General features: G+C 69.1%; 20 protein-coding genes and 2 pseudogenes. 9 read left to right on the top strand and 13 right to left on the bottom strand.

Annotated elements, in window-relative coordinates; translation table 11 throughout:
- From AB0C16_RS09715 to AB0C16_RS09700, 4 genes are all read right to left on the bottom strand, one after another.
- On the bottom strand, positions 1-243 hold a 243-nt coding region (locus tag AB0C16_RS09715), incomplete at its 3' end, for a pentapeptide repeat-containing protein (protein WP_357680787.1).
- Positions 153-1,292, bottom strand: a complete 1,140-nt coding sequence (locus AB0C16_RS09710; RefSeq protein ID WP_357680786.1) for an FAD-dependent oxidoreductase — start codon at positions 1,290-1,292, stop codon at positions 153-155. The genes AB0C16_RS09715 and AB0C16_RS09710, both read right to left, overlap by 91 nt.
- A complete protein-coding gene (locus AB0C16_RS09705; protein ID WP_357680784.1) occupies positions 1,289-1,510 on the bottom strand; it encodes a ferredoxin in 222 nt (73 codons plus the stop codon). Before AB0C16_RS09705 ends, AB0C16_RS09710 begins: the two co-directional genes overlap by 4 nt.
- A 16-nt stretch (positions 1,511-1,526) precedes the next feature.
- On the bottom strand, positions 1,527-2,987 hold the full coding sequence (locus AB0C16_RS09700; protein ID WP_357680782.1) for an aldehyde dehydrogenase family protein: 1,461 nt from the start codon (positions 2,985-2,987) through the stop codon (positions 1,527-1,529).
- A gap of 153 nt (positions 2,988-3,140) precedes the next feature.
- Between AB0C16_RS09700 and AB0C16_RS09695 the strand changes: the two genes are divergently transcribed.
- Positions 3,141-4,343 carry a helix-turn-helix domain-containing protein gene (locus AB0C16_RS09695; protein WP_357680780.1) on the top strand — a complete coding sequence of 401 codons (1,203 nt, stop codon included), beginning with the start codon at positions 3,141-3,143 and terminating at the stop codon, positions 4,341-4,343.
- Here AB0C16_RS09695 and AB0C16_RS09690 read toward each other — a convergent pair.
- The 3 genes and pseudogenes from AB0C16_RS09690 to AB0C16_RS09680 form a co-directional block, all read right to left on the bottom strand.
- Positions 4,319-4,510: pseudogene (locus AB0C16_RS09690) on the bottom strand (WD40 repeat domain-containing protein); the annotation flags it as partial. The gene AB0C16_RS09695 and the pseudogene AB0C16_RS09690 overlap by 25 nt on opposite strands.
- Before the next feature lie 354 nt (positions 4,511-4,864).
- Entirely contained in the window at positions 4,865-5,143 is a 279-nt protein-coding gene (locus AB0C16_RS09685; RefSeq protein WP_357680778.1) for a tyrosine-type recombinase/integrase, read from the bottom strand.
- Positions 5,112-5,453 carry a VOC family protein gene (locus AB0C16_RS09680; protein WP_357680776.1) on the bottom strand — a complete coding sequence of 114 codons (342 nt, stop codon included), beginning with the start codon at positions 5,451-5,453 and terminating at the stop codon, positions 5,112-5,114. Before AB0C16_RS09680 ends, AB0C16_RS09685 begins: the two co-directional genes overlap by 32 nt.
- Before the next feature lie 136 nt (positions 5,454-5,589).
- Here AB0C16_RS09680 and AB0C16_RS09675 point away from each other — a divergent pair, with 136 nt between their 5' ends.
- A complete protein-coding gene (locus AB0C16_RS09675; protein ID WP_357680774.1) occupies positions 5,590-6,222 on the top strand; it encodes an HAD family hydrolase in 633 nt (210 codons plus the stop codon).
- Positions 6,223-6,556: 334 nt separating this feature from the next.
- On the opposite strand, the gene AB0C16_RS09670 is transcribed toward AB0C16_RS09675, so the two are convergent.
- Together AB0C16_RS09670 and AB0C16_RS09665 are read right to left on the bottom strand one after the other, a co-directional pair.
- Positions 6,557-7,462, bottom strand: a complete 906-nt coding sequence (locus AB0C16_RS09670) for a hypothetical protein (protein WP_357680773.1) — start codon at positions 7,460-7,462, stop codon at positions 6,557-6,559.
- A complete protein-coding gene (locus AB0C16_RS09665; RefSeq protein WP_357680771.1) occupies positions 7,462-8,259 on the bottom strand; it encodes a MerR family transcriptional regulator in 798 nt (265 codons plus the stop codon). The genes AB0C16_RS09670 and AB0C16_RS09665 overlap by 1 nt, the downstream gene beginning before the upstream one ends.
- A gap of 270 nt (positions 8,260-8,529) precedes the next feature.
- Between AB0C16_RS09665 and AB0C16_RS09660 the strand changes: the two genes are divergently transcribed.
- From AB0C16_RS09660 to AB0C16_RS09650, 3 genes are all read left to right on the top strand, one after another.
- Positions 8,530-8,949 carry a CBS domain-containing protein gene (locus AB0C16_RS09660; RefSeq protein ID WP_357680769.1) on the top strand — a complete coding sequence of 140 codons (420 nt, stop codon included), beginning with the start codon at positions 8,530-8,532 and terminating at the stop codon, positions 8,947-8,949.
- A gap of 195 nt (positions 8,950-9,144) precedes the next feature.
- The gene (locus AB0C16_RS09655) at positions 9,145-9,342 is read left to right on the top strand and encodes an SPFH domain-containing protein (RefSeq protein WP_357680767.1); all 198 of its coding nucleotides are present in this window, start codon (positions 9,145-9,147) and stop codon (positions 9,340-9,342) included.
- Positions 9,343-9,542: 200 nt separating this feature from the next.
- Positions 9,543-9,977 (top strand): CBS domain-containing protein, encoded by a 435-nt coding sequence (locus tag AB0C16_RS09650; protein ID WP_357680765.1) that lies wholly within the window; start codon positions 9,543-9,545, stop codon positions 9,975-9,977.
- A 252-nt stretch (positions 9,978-10,229) separates the two neighbouring features.
- Here AB0C16_RS09650 and AB0C16_RS09645 read toward each other — a convergent pair whose 3' ends face one another.
- From AB0C16_RS09645 to AB0C16_RS09630, 4 genes and pseudogenes are all read right to left on the bottom strand, one after another.
- Positions 10,230-11,180: a ribose-phosphate pyrophosphokinase gene (locus tag AB0C16_RS09645; RefSeq protein WP_357680763.1), complete on the bottom strand. Its 951-nt coding sequence runs from the start codon at positions 11,178-11,180 to the stop codon at positions 10,230-10,232.
- A gap of 67 nt (positions 11,181-11,247) precedes the next feature.
- Positions 11,248-11,349, bottom strand: a pseudogene (locus AB0C16_RS09640) (CBS domain-containing protein); the annotation flags it as partial.
- A gap of 307 nt (positions 11,350-11,656) precedes the next feature.
- A complete protein-coding gene (locus tag AB0C16_RS09635) occupies positions 11,657-11,848 on the bottom strand; it encodes a DUF1918 domain-containing protein (RefSeq protein WP_357680761.1) in 192 nt (63 codons plus the stop codon).
- Positions 11,848-12,054 carry a hypothetical protein gene (locus tag AB0C16_RS09630; RefSeq protein WP_357680759.1) on the bottom strand — a complete coding sequence of 69 codons (207 nt, stop codon included), beginning with the start codon at positions 12,052-12,054 and terminating at the stop codon, positions 11,848-11,850. The genes AB0C16_RS09635 and AB0C16_RS09630 overlap by 1 nt, the downstream gene beginning before the upstream one ends.
- 366 nt (positions 12,055-12,420) lie before the next feature.
- Here AB0C16_RS09630 and pdhA point away from each other — a divergent pair, with 366 nt between their 5' ends.
- The 4 genes from pdhA to AB0C16_RS09610 are packed head-to-tail and all read left to right on the top strand — an operon-like array spanning position 12,421 to position 16,074.
- Entirely contained in the window at positions 12,421-13,446 is a 1,026-nt protein-coding gene (pdhA, locus tag AB0C16_RS09625) for a pyruvate dehydrogenase (acetyl-transferring) E1 component subunit alpha (RefSeq protein ID WP_357680757.1), read from the top strand.
- Positions 13,443-14,420 carry an alpha-ketoacid dehydrogenase subunit beta gene (locus tag AB0C16_RS09620; protein WP_357680755.1) on the top strand — a complete coding sequence of 326 codons (978 nt, stop codon included), beginning with the start codon at positions 13,443-13,445 and terminating at the stop codon, positions 14,418-14,420. The genes pdhA and AB0C16_RS09620 overlap by 4 nt, the downstream gene beginning before the upstream one ends.
- Entirely contained in the window at positions 14,417-15,826 is a 1,410-nt protein-coding gene (locus tag AB0C16_RS09615) for a dihydrolipoamide acetyltransferase family protein (protein ID WP_357680753.1), read from the top strand. Before AB0C16_RS09620 ends, AB0C16_RS09615 begins: the two co-directional genes overlap by 4 nt.
- On the top strand, positions 15,823-16,074 hold the full coding sequence (locus AB0C16_RS09610; protein WP_357680751.1) for a phosphopantetheine-binding protein: 252 nt from the start codon (positions 15,823-15,825) through the stop codon (positions 16,072-16,074). The genes AB0C16_RS09615 and AB0C16_RS09610 overlap by 4 nt, the downstream gene beginning before the upstream one ends.
- The last annotated feature ends 5 nt before the right edge of the window (positions 16,075-16,079 follow it).

The raw sequence follows: 16,079 nt of genomic DNA, 5'->3' as shown, positions 1-16,079 counted from the left end.
GCTCAGACGGAGGCCGCTCAGACGGAGGCCGCTCAGACGGAGGCCGCTCAGACGGAGGCCGCTCAGACGGAGGCCGCTCAGACGGAGGCCGCTCAGACGGAGGCCGCTCAGACGGAGGCCGCTCAGACGGAGGCCGCTCAGACGGAGGTCGCTCAGACGGAGGTCGCGAGCCGGCGCAGTTTGACCAGGGGCATGCGGTGGTTCACCGTGGCGGCGGCCACCGGCGCGCCGTCGCGGGTCCACTGGATGAGCGCGCTCCGCTCCGACATCGCTCCGAAGAGGATCTCCGCGGCCGAGCCGGGCTGGACCTCACCGCAGATCTTGATGTCGAACCCCCACTGCTCGGTCCAGAAGTACGGCGCGGGCCGGTAGGGCGGTGCCTCGTCCCCCTTGAGCAGGGCCTGAGCCGCAGTCCTGGCCTGGTCGATGGCACTGCCCCAGTGCGGGGTGCGCCTGGGCCGTCCGGTGCGCGTGCTGACGCGGGCGACGACGTCACCGGCGGCGACGATGCCCGGTGCGACCCGGCACCTGTCGTCGACGAGCAGGCCCGCGGGATCGCCGAGCCCCGAACCGGCCAGCCATTCGACGTTGGGCAGGTCGCCCACCGCGCTGACCACCACGTCGGCCTCCAGCGTCTCCCCTCCGGACGTCCGCACCCCGGTGATCCGGTCGCCGCCCAGGAGTTCGACGCCATCGGGGGAACGGACGATCCGAACCCCCTCGTCAAGGGCGGCGCGGGTCATGTGCTCGGCCAGGAAACTCCCGAACTGGCGCACCAGCGGGGGGTCTCGGTCGACGACGGTGACCTCCAGGCCGAGTCCGCGGGCCGTCGAGGCGATCTCCATGCCGAGGAAACCGCCGCCGACGACCAGCAGCGAGCCCGCACCGGCGAGCGCGGCACGGAGCCGCAGCGCGTCGTCCAGGTCGCGCACCACGAACTCGTCGGCGTCCTCCGCCCGCAGCCGTCTGGCCCGGGCTCCCGACGCCACCACCAGTCCGTCGTAGGGGAGCTCCTCATCGCCGTCGAGCAGCACCCGCCGGCGCTCGCGGTCGAGTCCGACGGCGCGGGTCCGGGGGCGGAAGTCGATGTCCGCACGCAGCGGCGGCATGAGCACGGACTCGGGTGTCTCCGTGCCCTTGAGCATCCCCTTGGACAGCGGCGGCCGCACGTAGGGCGTGTGCCGCTCCTCGCTCACGATCGTGATGGTGCCCTCGTGACCGTACTGGCGCAGCGCGTCGGCGGCGGTGACGGCGGCGGCCGAGCCGCCGACGACCACGATGTCCCTGATCACGACCCCAGCCTGAGCGCGGCGACCGGGCAGACGCGCACGGCGGCCTCGGCGCGGTCGACCGCTTCGGGCGCGACCTGCTCCACCAGGACGGTCAGCTCGCCCTCGTCGTCGAGTTCGAGCAGGTCTGGGGCGGCTTCGGCGCAGAATCCGTAGCCCTCGCAGCGTGACTGGTCGAGGACGATCCTCATGGGGGCACCCTTGTCGAGCGCGTTGGTCATGGCGGTCTCCGAGAGATCAGACGGGGTAGGTGGGCGGGGTGGGCCGGGCGGTGATCCACTGCCAGTAGGTGAACTCGTCCAGGTTCCAGTGCCCGCCGTAGCGACCGCCGTTACCGGATTCGCCCATGCCGCCCATCGGGACGTGAGCCGAGTCGTTGATCGTCTGCCCGTTGATGTGGACCATGCCGGTGCGCAGCCGCTCGGCCAGCGCGAGCCCTCGCTGCATGGACCGCGTGTGGATCGCCGCGGAGAGGCCGTAGGCGGTCCGGCCGGCGAGCTCGGCCGCCTCGTCGTCCGAGGCGAACCGGGTCACGGGGATCACCGGGCCGAAGATCTCCTTGGTGAAGGCCTCGGCGTCCGGGGAGACCCGGTCGAGAACGGTGGGCTGGTAGAAGGGACCCTCGTGCGAACCGCCCGTCCGCAGCACCGCGCCGGACTCCACCGAGGAGGTGACGATGGCGTGGACCCGGGCGGCCTGATTCACGTCGATGAGGGGGCCCACCCGCACCTCGGCGCGCTTGGGGTCGCCGACGACGAGGGAGCGGGCGTGCTCGGTGAGCCGCTCGGCGTACTCGTCGGCGATCCGCTCGTGCACGAGGTGGCGGCCGGTCGCCATGCAGATCTGCCCCTGGTGCAGCAGGGACCCCCAGGCCGCGTTGTTGACGGCGGCGTCCAGGTCGGCGTCGTCGAGGACGATGAGCGCGTTGTTCCCGCCGAGTTCCAGCACCACCCGCTTGAGCATGGCGCCGGCGACCTCGCCGACCCGGTGTCCGGCGGCGGAGGAGCCGGTGAAGGAGATGACCGACGTGTACCGGGAGCGCACGACGGCCTCTCCCGTCCGCGCGTCACCGGGAAGGACGTGCAGCAGCCCGGTCGGCAGACCCGCGGCCTCGAAGATCCGGGCGAGCACCGTCCCCCCGCTCAGCGCGGTCTTGACGTCCGGCTTGAGCAGGACGGCGTTGCCGAGGACCAGCGCCGGGGCCACCGACCTGATGGCGAGCATCAGTGGAGCGTTCCAAGGCGTGATGACGCCGACGACGCCCACGGGAACGCGCCTGGCCATGCTCAGCACGGAGGCGTCCTCGTGCGGCAGGAGCTGCCCGTAGGGCTGATCGGCGAGACCGGCCGCCGCACGCAGCTCGTCCAATGCCTTGGAGACTTCCTGACCGGCCTTGGCCCGGATGCTGCCCGTCTCCCGCATCATCATCTCGACGACGTCGGCCCGCATGGACTCCAGCGCCTGGGCCGTCCTGACCATGACGGAGGCCCGCTCCTTGTAGGAGGCTCTGGACCATTCGCGCTGCGCTGCCGAGGCGCTCTTCCCGGCCCGCTCGACGTCCGCGACATCGGCGAGGCCGATCACGCCGATCGGTTCGCCGGTCGCCACCTCGCGTACGTCGGCGGTTCCGCCACCGCCGGGACGCCATCCGTCGGAGAACAGGCGGCCGGAGACCGCAGTAAAATCACACTGGCTCAACGAGACGCTCCAATCCTGGGCGGCTCCTCGAAACCGCCATGAAACCCGCGTTTCGAGGAGGTTACGCGCGCCGTCTGGTAATCACCTCGTAACAGATGAACTAATCTGCGGGCGAATAATCCGACACGGTGTCGGACGGGAAGGGGGGCTTCCATGAGTCTCGACGACATGCTTCAGACACTGGCGGAACGGCTCGGCTGCCCTCTGGTGCTCTACGACACCGACTTCAACGTCGTGGCGTTCAGCGTCCACGAGGACGACGTGGACGAGGTCCGGCGGTCGGTGATCCTGTCCCGCAGGGCCAGCGCCCGCGCCCGGAAGATGATCGCCGCCTATGAGGTGAGAAGGGCCCACAACCCCGTGCGCCTGCCCCCGCACGACGGGACCCCCGCGCGGGTCGTCTACCCGGTCTGGTATGACCTGTACCTCGTCGGATACATCGCCTACATCGATCACGACCCCGGCGGGGAGGTGCCGGCGCGCCACCATCGGCTCCTCTCGGTGGCGGAGCCGGAGATCGGTGCTCTACTGACCCTGCGGACACTGCAGCGCCAGCGGAACGGGGAACGGTCCCACCGCCTGCTGACCGAGCTCCTCTCGGGGGACGCCGCGAAACGGGAGACGGCCGCCGCGGAGCTGCTGGAGACCGAGGCGGTGAGTTCCGCTGCCCAATACTCCACGATGGTCTTCAGGCCGACAGGGGCGCCGTCCACGGGAGCCAGGCTCGTGGTGGAGCAGGCCCTGACGGAGATCGCGCAGTCGACCTCGCTGAAGGCGTGCGGGGCGGTGCTCGGCCAGGAAGGGGTGGTGGTCATCCCCCGTCGGGTGAACCCCGACCGGCTGGCCAAGCTGCTCAGGCGTCCGGGGCTGGAGGCGCTCCGGGCCGGGGCCGGCAACGCCCGGCCGTCCCTGGCGCAGGTCCACGCCTCGCACCGCGAGGCGGTCATGGCCTGCCGCGCGGCAACGGCCGACTCGGCCCGATACGGCCAGTCGGCCCACTGGAGCGGCCTGGGCCTGGATCGCCTGCTCGTCCAGTTGCCGCTGGAGTCACTGACCCTGGAGGACCTCCCGGTGCCGGTCCGCCGCCTGCTGGAGGCGCCATCGGGCGCGAAACTGGCGGCGACTCTGGAAAGCTACCTCGACAGCGGCGCCGACGCCCAGGAGACGGCCGCCTCCTTGATCATCCACCGCAGCACCCTGTACTACCGGCTCGACAAGATCCGCGAGATCACGGGGAGCGACCTCAGGGACGGACGGGTGCGCTGCGAGCTCCACACCGGACTGCGGGTGGCGGCGCTCGCCGGTCTGCGCCCCGCGGATGGCGGGCCGTCTCACGCGGCGCAGGTGTCGAAATAGGGCAGTGCGCCGACGTAGCGGGACCAGTCGACGCGGCTGAGCCCGCCGTCCGAGATCGCGCACGCCCGTTCGCGGGCGTGCGCCCGCAGGTCGACGAGCTCGGCGAGGTCCCACAGGACGACGAAACCGTCCAGCCCGCCCGTGGCGACCGTACGGCCGTCGGGCGAGAACGCGGTGGCGAAGCGGACTACCGGAGACCTCTTCTTTTAGCGATCATCAACACGCCCAACCGCGTCGTGATCTTTCGAAACACGGCCTAGTCGCTTGATCCAGCGCCCCCATCGTGCGCTCCGTGCGAACTGCTCGGCGACCACCCTGCCCGGCGGAAGTCCTCCGTCGGGCAGACGATTGGCCAGAGCCCACTGCCAGGCGGTTCGGCGAAGGTCCTCATTCTCGCGTGTCCCCCCTCGGACACCATGAAGGCCCTGAGAATGTGCAGGTCACAGGCTCGGGGCTTTTCCATTTCAGCCTCCAGAACGAGCAGTGATACTCCGCTGATACTTGTAGGTCCGACCACGAGGTCACGCACTCTCGACCAGGGCCGCGAACCAGTCGGCGGCCTCTCGCTGATTGCCGGGCATGACATGAGCGTAGACCCGGAGGGTGATGGCGGGGTCGGCGTGCCCGAGCCGCTCGGAGACCACCTTCACGGGCTTGCCACCCATGAGGAGGATGGTGGCGTGGGTGTGACGGAGGTCGTGAACGCGGATACGGGGCAGCGCCTCGCGGCCGGGTCCTTGGCTATCCGTGATCAGATCCGAGGTGGCGTCACCCCGGGACGCCGCCGAAGCTGATCTCATTGCCTTCCGCATCCTGGTAGGTCACCTTGGTCACGCCACCGTCGTACGTCTCGCGCTTGGCGGGCTCGATGCCCCGCCGGGCGATCTCGGCGACCCGGTGGTCCAGGTCGTCGACGAATGACAGCACCAGGGCGTTCCCCGCCCGTTCCGGGGCCTGCACGATGTAGATGTACCGGTTCTCGGCCACCTCCCACACTGCCTCGATGTCGTTCGGCAGGAACGAGGGCTGCCCGCCGAAGAGCTGTTCGTACCACGGCAGAGCCGCGGCGTAGTCGGTGACGGGGATGCCGGCAAAGAGGTCCAGCGCCATGTCGTCCTCCGCGCGTAGTCGATGTGTCGCCGATGCTGACCCCGGCAGCGCCGGGAAATCATCGGCGCCCGCCAGCCTCGCAGTGGTGCATCCTGCACTTACCGCACGGTACTCGGCCGGCCCATAAGCTCAGCCCGTGCTGACCTTTGCCTTCGACGTCGGTGAGACCATCGTCCGCGACGACCGCTACTGGGCGTCTTGGGCTGACTGGCTCGATGTCCCTCGCCACACCCTGTCCGCGCTCGTCGGCGCCGTCGTCGCCCAGGGCCGCGACAACGCCGACGCGATCCGGCTGCTGCGGCCCGGCATCAACTTGGCCGCCGAGTACGTCGCCCGCGAAGCCGCCGGTCGTGGCGAACGGATCGAGGAGGAGGACCTCTATCCCGATGCCCGACAGGCATTCATCGTGCTGAGGGCGGCTGGCCACCGAGTGTTGGTCGCTGGGAACCAGACGGCGCGCGTCGCCGAGCTGCTGCGCGCGCTCGATCTCCCGGTGGATGGAATCGCCACATCGGGCGAGTGGGGTGTCGCGAAGCCGGACCCCGCGTTCTTCGCTCGACTGATCAGCTTTGCCGGGAGCCCGCCGGACCGGATCGTGTACGTCGGTGACCACCCGGCCAACGACATCGGCCCGGCCAAGGCGGCAGGGCTTCGGGCGGCACACATTCGACGCGGCCCGTGGGGGCATCTCTGGGTCGATGAAGCGGAAGCTGGGCCAGCGGACTGGCAGATCGACAAGCTAACCGAACTTGCCACCATCTCCGCCTGACCTCTGGGTGGGGCCGTCACTGGCTCGCTACAGTCCGAGAAGAGCCCTCGCACTGGAGCCCCAATGTCTGCAGCTCATGGCGGGATGGGTCGGCGCGTTGCTTACTACCGCAGCGTGGCCCGCCTCACGCAAAAGCAGTTGGCGGATGCCGCGTCCGTCCATATCGGCACGCTGCGGAAGATCGAGCAGGGCCGAGCCGGGGCCTGCGGACGTCTCGTGGACGCCGGTCAGTTCGACGACGTTCGTCGCGGAGAGCGGAGAATGGCGTGGTCGCGATCGTCGCGATGATGGACGGCAGTGGGGCGGGGTTCCACGGGCCCGTGGGTGTCCTTTGTCACCCCTCGGAAGGAGCTGTACCCGTCGCCGTTTGTTGCCAGGTGCCGGCGGTGATGCCCTCAGGATTCGGGCGCGTGTTCCCGGCGGGTCGCAGCCCGTGGATGGCGGCTTTGGGATCGTCGGCGAAGAAGCGGATCACGCGGACCTCGGCGCGGCGGCCGAGGGGGCGGACGGCGCTGATCGGTTCGGTCAGTTCGAGTATCAGGTTGGTCTGGGAGGCCACCGCCACGGCCAGCCGGTCGTCCTCCACCTTGACCGTGCCGCTCTCGTTCAAGTTGTGAGCGTGTCGTACCTGGGCGATCTGCTCGCGCGGGACACGCAGGTCGAAGAACGCGCCGTAGCGGATGCGCACCTCGTCGGCGGAGACGACGTGGGGCCGGGTGATGCAGGCCGCGATGACCGCGAGCACGATCAGGACCGTATAGGCGTCAACCACCAGGATCACGGTGCGCAGGCCGACCGGTGCGCCGAACGCCCGCAGCAGGATCTCCGCGCCCACCAGCTCCACGACCATCGCGGACAGGAATATCACCATCGTGGAGGTCTGTGCGCGGGAGTAGGAGACGGCGGTGGCGCCAGACGGCACGCCGTGGCGGCGCCGTGCGATCCACAGGGCGAGGCTGACCATGCCCTTCAGGTCGAACCCCACGATCCGTCGCACCTGATCGGGGACCAGCTGGCCATAGGCCGCCCGCAACGCCGTCCGTCGGGTCGCGCCGCCCCGGCGCTCGGCTCCGAACAGCCGGTAGAGGGTCGCCGCCTCCAGGATGAGCACCGCGACTACGGCCGCCTCGGCTGTCACGATCAGCGGGCGGGGCAGTGACACGCCGGACACGAGCAGGACCACGAGCAGCAGCTCCACGGGGACCATGGCGAACAGCGCGGCGCGCGCGATCCTCAGCATCACCCTCGCTCCTTCAGCATGATCATGACCCGCCGGAACACCTCGATCTGGGCGGCGGACACCTCGGCGTACATCGTCTTCAGCCACTGCCCGCCACCCGTGTTCTCCACCGAGTCGGCGCCGGGCGGGCACATGTGATCGGGAGCCGAGTCCAGGTTCGCGACCATCGCCGTGGCCATCTCGTCGGGAAGGTAAGCGGCGAGGTCGACGGCGAGCGTGGTGACGCGGGGGTCGCCGGGGTCGGCGTCGGCGAGCTCGTCCAGCCGCGCGTAGAGGGCATGTCCCCGCGCGACCGCCTCGGGCTCGGTGAGCGGGCGGAACAGATCGATGAACTCGGCCCGGTCGGCAGGGTCGGCCACGGTGTCCATCAGAGCCAGCAACTCCCGGTCGATTTCAGCGGACTTCGAGCTCCCGGCGGGGAGATCGCGCAGCATCGCCGCCATTTCCGGCGATACCGTCGAGTCGGGATGCAAGTCCGTCTCCGCCAGCAGCGCGGCCAGCCGGTTCCGTCTGACGCCGATCTTCTCCTGCTGCCGGGCCAGGTCGGCGTCCAGCTCCAGGAGCACTTCTCGCAGCTCCCTGCCCTGGTCGTCGGCCAGGGCGTCGCGGGTCTCGTCCAGCGACAGGCCCAGCTCGGCCAGCCGGCGCACGCGGGCGAGAGCCACTGCGTCCCGCAACCGGTACTCCCGGTAGCCGTTGGCCAGCCGTTCAGGCTCGGGGAGGAGTTTCAGGTGGTGGTAGTGGCGTACGGTCCGGGTGGACACCCCGACCAGCGCGGCAAGTTCGCTGATCCTCATGCCCCCTATTGGACACGTTGACGCTACGACAAGGTCAAGTGCTCCGGCTCCTCCAGCAAGCCCACGCAGTCGAGCTGCAGTGTCTGCCCGGTCTACCTCGGTAAGAGCACCACGACCCCGGACGCGGCGGCGAAGAAGCTCCCGATGCCCACGAGCAGGCCGATCGGGCCGTTCGAGCGCATCGAGCCGCTCTCATGACAAAGTCTGGCCCCACCCGTGGCTGAGGATCGTCGACCGGGGCAGGGAGAGAAGGGAACGGGAGGAGACATTGTGACAACAGCACGAGACATCATGCATCAAGGCGTCGAATGCATCGGCGAGCGCGAGACGCTCGCTTCCGCCGCGCAGCGCATGCACGAGTTGGACGTGGGAGCGTTGCCGATCTGCGGCGACGACGACCGGCTCCACGGCATCATCACCGATCGGGACATCGTGCTCAAGTGCGTCGCAGCCGGAGGCGACCCCACGACGATGACCGCGGGAGAGCTCGCCCAGGGCAAGCCGATCACCGTTGAGGTGGACGCCGACGTCCAGGAGGTGCTCCAGACGATGGAGCAGCACCGGATCCGCCGCCTGCCGGTCATCGAGGAGCACCGGCTCGCGGGCATGATCAGCGAGGCCGACCTGGCCAGGCACCTGCCCGAGCAGACGGTCGGCCACTTTGTGGAGGTGATCTGCGCAAGCTCGTGACCTGGACAGTCAGTGAGGGAGCCCCGTGAGGATGGTCGCGCGGCCGGCCTGATGCCCCGCTACCAGCGTCGCGCCAAGGCGAACGCCCTGATCCCGTGCGCCACTGATAGCGGTTGGTGGAGACGGGTTCTGACGCAGACGGAAGGTTTTGTCCCCGGATGAAGACGAAGCCCTCGGTAGCGGGAGGTGCTGATCATGCCCAGCCTTGGTATCGCGATCGTGCGGCAGTACGAGCGCGGGGTGGTGTTCAGGCTCGGCCAGGTGCGCAACGTGCGCGAACCCGGGCTGCGCTTCATGATCCCGCTGGTGGCATCGCCGCGCACCCGATCGCGCTGCAACTGCGCAACCTCCAGGTACTCGGCGAGATCGCGGTTGAACGCATGGTGCCGGTGATGCGGTACGCGACGGGGTGTAGTCGATCATGCCTGGGACCGGCTCGTCACGAACGGCTCACGGGTCCCGTCGCGTTGGTCCCTCCGCCGGGCTGACCTAGGGAGGATCTTTACGCACTTCGGCAGACAAGCCCTCAACACTTCGGTGAGCGAGGGTACGAGCAGGTGAGAGCGCTTCGTGTCGTGTTTTGGAGGCGAGCGATGGACGTAAGAGAAACCGGGAGGAAAGCCCGGGACGTGATGCATGAGGGCGTTCAGTGCATCGGCGAACACGAGAGCCTGCGCATCGCCTCGCAGATGATGTGCGATCTCGGTGTCGGCGCGCTGCCCATCTGCGGGGACGACGACCGGCTCAAGGGGATCATCACTGACCGGGACATCGTGGTCCTGTGCTGTGCCCATGGCATGGATATCGACCAGACCACCGCAGGGGAACTGGCTCGTGGACTGGTGTGGGTGGACGCCGACGCCGACCTGGCGGAGGCGTTGTTCACGATGGAGCAGCACCACATCAAGCGCCTGCCGGTGCTCGAAGGCCACCGCCTCGCCGGCATCATCAGCGAGGCCGATCTCGCCAAAGAACTGCCGGACAGCAAGCTTGCCGAGTTCGTTCACCGCGTTTACGCGCTCGACTAACGCACTCGACCGCGTGGGCCGCATTGTCCACAGCCAGGCCGTCCCTGACCGCGTGCAGCCAGGCTTTCAGCACCCGCTGGGCGAACTCTCGGTCCTTTGTCCCGATCGCGTCAGCCAGGACCGCCAGCCACCGGGTGGTGGTCTGGATGGTGTGATCGATGCTCTGTACTCGTGAGTGCGGCGTTGTTCCCTCCCTATGCCGTCTCCTCTTCGCTGATTCGGTCGGCGTGCACGCCCTTGGCCACGAAACCGTCAGGTCCGAGCCAGCAGGTCGTCCAGTGGCTCATCACGATGCAGGCGCCCGATGGCATCGGCCAGCAGCGGGGCCACCGAGCACACGCCAAGCGGCATCGCCGGCGTGGGCGGCTGGGCGAGCGTGTCGGTGACCAGCACGTGATGGGTCCTGGCACGGTTGAGCCGCTCCGCCGCTGACTCCACGAACAAGCCGTGAGTCGCGACCACGACGATCTCCGGCGCCGCGCCGTGGGCGGCGACCACCTCCGCCGCGGCTTCGATCGTGCCACCCGTACTGATCATGTCGTCGACGATGATCACCGGACGATCACGGACGTCTCCCACCAGCTCCTCGGCGACCACCCTCCGCCCGCTGAGCCGGGTCTTGCGCACCACCGCCACGGGACGCGACAGCAAGGCGCCGTAATGCTCGGCCAGCTTGACCGCGCCCAGATCAGGCGCGACCACCACGGCCCCGTCCAGCGCCCACTCACCGAGCGAACCTGTGCCAAGTTCCCGGGCAAGCAACGGCACGGCCGTCAGCATCTCCACTCCAACGGCGCAGATGGCCTCCAGCGCGACCGTGTGCGGATCGACCACGATCAGGCGCCACGTCCCGACCGAAGCAAGCGCTTCGGCGACAACGCGAACCCCGATCGCCTGCCCGGCCCGGCCACGACGGTCCTGACGGGCATACCCGAAGTACGGTGTGACCGCGGTGATCCGCGCCACACCTGCTCGCCGGCACGCATCGACCAGCAACAGCAACTCCATCACGTGCTCGTTGACCGGCGGACCTGTCGGCTGAACCACGTACACGTCGGCGCCCTGCAGTCCATCCACGACGGGCCGGAGCTCACCATCTGGAAACCGCTCCACCGTCACCGGGGCCGGCTCGTTGCCCAGTATTTCGGCGACGGAATCGGCCAGTGCACGGTTGGCCGTTCCCGCCACGATCTGCAGAGCCATCGCTGTCCACCTCCGCTGGTAGCGCGGGGTATCAGGCCTGGCCGCGCGCGACCTACTGGGCTTCCCATCGTCGTGGGTCGCCTCCGGCTGCGATGCATTTGAGGACGATGTCCCGATCGGTGATGATCCCCTTGAGCCGGTCGTCATCCCCGCACATGGGCAGGGCACCGAAGTGCTCTCGGCTACTCCTACCCCTGATGGTCCAAGCATGGGCGAGCGTGCCATCCGAAAGGTGTAAAAACCGTCCGACGAACGGCAGAGCACTCGCCGATGTGGCCACCAGGACTGACAATCCCGGCTTTCCGGACGGGCTATCCCACTTTTCCCCGCTCCGCCCTTGAACCGGACTGCAGTCTCCCCCTCGACGACCCTTCTCCCGGAACCTGGTTCGACGCCTTCGGCCTCGACGGCGTGGTGCTCGTCATGCAGCCGTGGCGTTCAGCGTGCCGCCGAAGCCCACGTGTTTTGAGGATGCCTCATGCGTTCACGTGCTCAATCCTCGCATCGGGCCCTGGGAACACCAGGGTCTCGTGCCCTGAGTCGAACCAGTGCACCATGTAGGGCGGCGAGCCGTCCGTGTGCTCTACCTCGGTGATGACGCCGATCCGGCGCGGATCACTCTCGTGCCTGCCTTCGACGACCAGCTTGTCTCCGACGACTGCCTTCATCATGCGCCTCCGTTGGTCCTGTCCCCTTCAGAGGTGCTCTTCCCGCGTTCGGCCTGCTGACGCCGGAGGCGGGCGTCCCACGCTGCGTACCGCCCTCTGTCCAGCGCCCATCTGAAGACCTTGAAGACCTTGGAGACCTTGAAGACCTTGGAGGCCGACGCCAGCATGGCCGCCGCTCCGGCGACGACCGGGGATGCCGTGGTCACAGCGCCCGCCAGCGTTTCCGCATGACTCCTCGGCGGGCTGGTCAGCTCGAAGTCATAGGCGGGCGGCGCCGCTCGTGACCTCCCTGAGGATGGTTGGCGTCATACGGGGAACGGGGATTTGTGAAGTACCTATATCGCCGTTCCAGGCGGGCCGTATCACCGGGGTGGTCCGGCTCGTCGCTCAACTGATTTCGGCTTCGCGGGCGATCCCGTCGCCGGATCGAGCGCAGGGCCCTGCCCGAGCGGCACTCCTGTGGGGAGGTCTCCACGGAGGAGCAGCACGATGGGTCAGCCCTCGGCCCAGCCGGTGGGCAGACCCCGAACGTGGGCGTCGGGTATGACCGGCGAGGACACGAGGAAAGACTCATGGTAAGCAAAGGCAGGCCGCGAGCCTCTCAGCACAGCGAGTTGCTGCGCCAGATGCTGCGCATCCGCCGGTTCGAGGAGCGCTGCGTCGAGCTTTACAGCAGCGAGAAGATCCGTGGGTTCATGCACCTGTATATCGGGGAAGAGGCTGTGGCGGCCGGAGTGTGCCAGGCGCTGACGCCGGATGATGCGGTCGTCTCGACGTATCGGGAGCATGGCCACGCGCTCGCCCGCGGGGTGCCGGCCACGGCGATCATGGCTGAGATGTACGGCAAGGCCGCGGGATGCAGCCGAGGCCGGGGCGGCTCCATGCACCTGTACGACGCCGCCCGCGGTTTCTACGGTGGGAGCGCGATCGTCGGCGGCGGCCTTCCCCTTGCGGTCGGGCTCGCTCTCGCCGACCGGTTCCAGGGGCGGAATCGGGTGACCACGTGCTTCTTCGGCGATGGAGCGATGGCCGAAGGCGCGTTCCACGAATGCCTCAACCTCGCCGCGCTCTGGGGGCTGCCGGTGCTGTTCGCCTGCGAGAACAACCTGTACGCGATGGGCACCGCGCTGGCGAAGACGCACGCGCAGACCGACCTGGCGCTCCGCGCCGCCGGTTACGGCATCGCGGCCTGGCCGGTGGACGGCATGGACGCACCGGCGGTCGCCCAGGCGGCGGCCAGGGCCACGGAGTCGATCCGGGCAGGCGCGGGACCACACTTCCTGGAGCTGCGCACCTATCGTTTCCGCGCGCACTCGATGTACGACCCGGAGCGCTACCGCGACAAGGCCGAGGTCGAGCGGTGGAAAAAGCGCGATCCGATCGACACGCTCATCGCTCGGATGACGGCGGCGCAAGAGCTCACCGGCGACGACCTCGCCATGCTCGAGAAGGAGATAGTGGAAGAGATCGATCGCGCCGTCGCTTTCGCCGAGCAGGCGCCGATCGAGCCGGTGGAGGACCTTACCAGGTTCGTCTACAGCGAGATCCCGCCATCGGGTGGCACGATGCCCGCGAGACGCGCGGAGGCGGCGTCGTGACCGAGGGCACGACGACCTACCGGGAGGCCATGAGGGAGGCGATCCGCGAGGCGATGCGCCGCGACGAGCGTGTCTTCCTCATGGGCGAGGACGTGGGAGCCTACGGCGGTTGCTTCGCCGTCAGCCTGGGCCTGTTGGAGGAGTTCGGCCCCGAACGGGTCCGCGACACCCCGTTGTCGGAGGCGGCGTTCGTCGGCGCCGGGATCGGGGCGGCGCTCGGCGGGATGCGACCGATCGTGGAGGTCATGACGGTCAACTTCTCCCTGCTGGCCCTGGACCAGATCCTCAACAACGCCGCGACGCTCCTGCACATGTCCGGAGGACAGCTCAACGTTCCCTTGGTGATCCGGATGACCACGGGAGCCGGAAGGCAGCTCGCCGCCCAGCACTCGCACAGCCTGGAAGGTTGGTATGCGCACATTCCCGGGCTGAAGATCCTCGCGCCCGCGACCTTGGAGGACGCTCGCGGCATGCTCTGGCCGGCGCTGGAGGACCCTGACCCTGTTCTGATCTTCGAGCACGGCTCGCTGTACAACCTGTCAGGAGTGCCGCGTCCCGGACCGGTGGACATCTCCCATGCAGCGCTACGGCGGTCAGGCAAGCACGTCACCTTGATCGGCTACGGCGGCACCGCGGGGAAGACGCTGTCGGCCGCCGACGCGCTCGCTGCCGAGGGCATCGAGGCAGATGTGATCGACCTGCGTATCCTGCGTCCCCTCGACGACGCCACGGTCATGGAATCGGTCAGCCGGACGCACCATGTCGTCATCGTGGACGAAGGCTGGCGCTCTGGCGGCCTGTCGGCGGAGATCAGCGCCCGCATCGCCGAGCAGGCCTTCTACCAGCTCGACGCGCCGATCGCGCGGGTGTGCACCACCGAGATCCCCATCCCCTACGCCCGCCACCTGGAAGAGGCCGCCATACCCCAAGTGCCGGCGATCGTCACGGCGGCGCGAGAGGCGGTCGCCTCATGACGGGCGAACCGGCGCAGTTCCGGATGCCCTCTCTCGGTGCCGACATGGAGTCGGGCAGCGTCGCCGAATGGCTGGTCCATCCCGGAGACCAGGTCCGCAGGGGCGACGTCATCGCGGTCATCGATACCGACAAAGCCCTGATCGAGGTTGAGTCGTTCCATACGGGCGTGGTGGACAGCTTGCTGGTGGACGCTGGCGAGCGGGTCCCGGTCGGCACGCCGCTCGCCCTCATCGCCGGAGCCGCGCCCCCGAGCGAGCCTCGTGTCCCCACCCCGACGGCACCGCCGGCCCGGAAACGGCCGCCCGCCCGGGCCGGGAAGAAGCGACCCCAGCCGGAGCCCCAGCCGGAGCCGGTGGCCGGCCCGCCAGGGCATCCCCCGCAACCCACGCCCCCGCCGCCCATCACATCCCCGATCGTGCGCCACCTCGCCGAGCAGCGTGGCCTCGACCTGGCGACCGTGCACGGCACCGGCCCAGGCGGTCAGGTGACCCGCGCGGACGTCGAACGGGCCGAGTCGCGGGTGAAGGCATCGCCGCTGGCCCGCAGGATCGCCCTGGACCTCGACGTCGACCTCGCCGCCGTCCAGGGCACGGGCCGCGCAGGGGCGATCCGCGCCGATGACGTCCGCAAGGCGGCCGCACGCGCCGGCGAGCCCAGGGAAGCGGCAGCGCCGGCCGAGGCCGCGCCGGCCGCACCCACCGTGCAGGAGGCCGCCGCCGGAGAGCCACGGCTGGAAGGCCGCCGGGACGCGATGCGCCAGGCGATCGCGCGGGCGATGGCCAGGTCGAAACGGGAGATCCCGCATTACTACCTGAGCTCCACCGTGGACATGAGCGCCGCGCTGGGGTGGCTGCGTGAGCGCAACCGGGACTTGCCGGTGTCCCAGCGGTTGCTCCCCGCCGTGCTGCTCCTCAAGGCGGCTGCGCGCGCCGCCAAGGAGGTTCCGCAGCTCAACGGTTTCTGGATCGACGACGCCTTCGTGTCCGGCAACGCGGTGAACCTGGGCGTGGCGATCTCACTCAAGGGCGGCGGCCTGATCGCGCCCGCCCTGCTCGATGTCGCCGACCGTGATCTCGACGATCTCATGGCCGCTCTGCGGGACCTGGTGGCCCGGTCGCGCGCCGGGCGGATGCGCAGCTCGGAGATGACCGAGGCCACCATCACCGTCACCAACCTGGGAGAGCAGGGAGTGGAGGCGGTCCACGGCGTCATCTACCCCCCGCAGGTGGCCCTCGTGGGCTTTGGCAAGATCCTCGACCGTCCGTGGGCGGTCGACGGGCTGCTCGGGGTCCGGCCCGTGGTCACCGTCACTCTCGCCGCCGATCATCGTGCTACCGACGGCTTCACCGGTGGCCGGTTCCTCACTACGGTCGACCGGCTGCTCAACCATCCGGAGGGGCTATGACACCGCAGCGGGCCCGCGAGCTCATCGAGCGCGCGCTGGCCCAGGTGGCTCCAGAAGCCGACCTGACGGCACTCCCGCCGGACGCCGACTTCCGCGACCTCCTTGAACTGGACTCGCTGGATTTCCTCAGCTTCGTCGAGACGCTCAGCGATGCCAGCGATTACCGCATCGAAGAAGACGACTATCCCGCGCTCACGACTGTGGCAGGAGGGGCGGACTTTCTTGCCGCCCGCGCGGGACCGGGGTGACCGGC

This window comes from Nonomuraea sp. NPDC048916, from assembly GCF_040649575.1.
GTDB lineage: Bacteria > Actinomycetota > Actinomycetes > Streptosporangiales > Streptosporangiaceae > Nonomuraea.
This window is presented reverse-complemented; position numbering and strand designations above follow the sequence as displayed.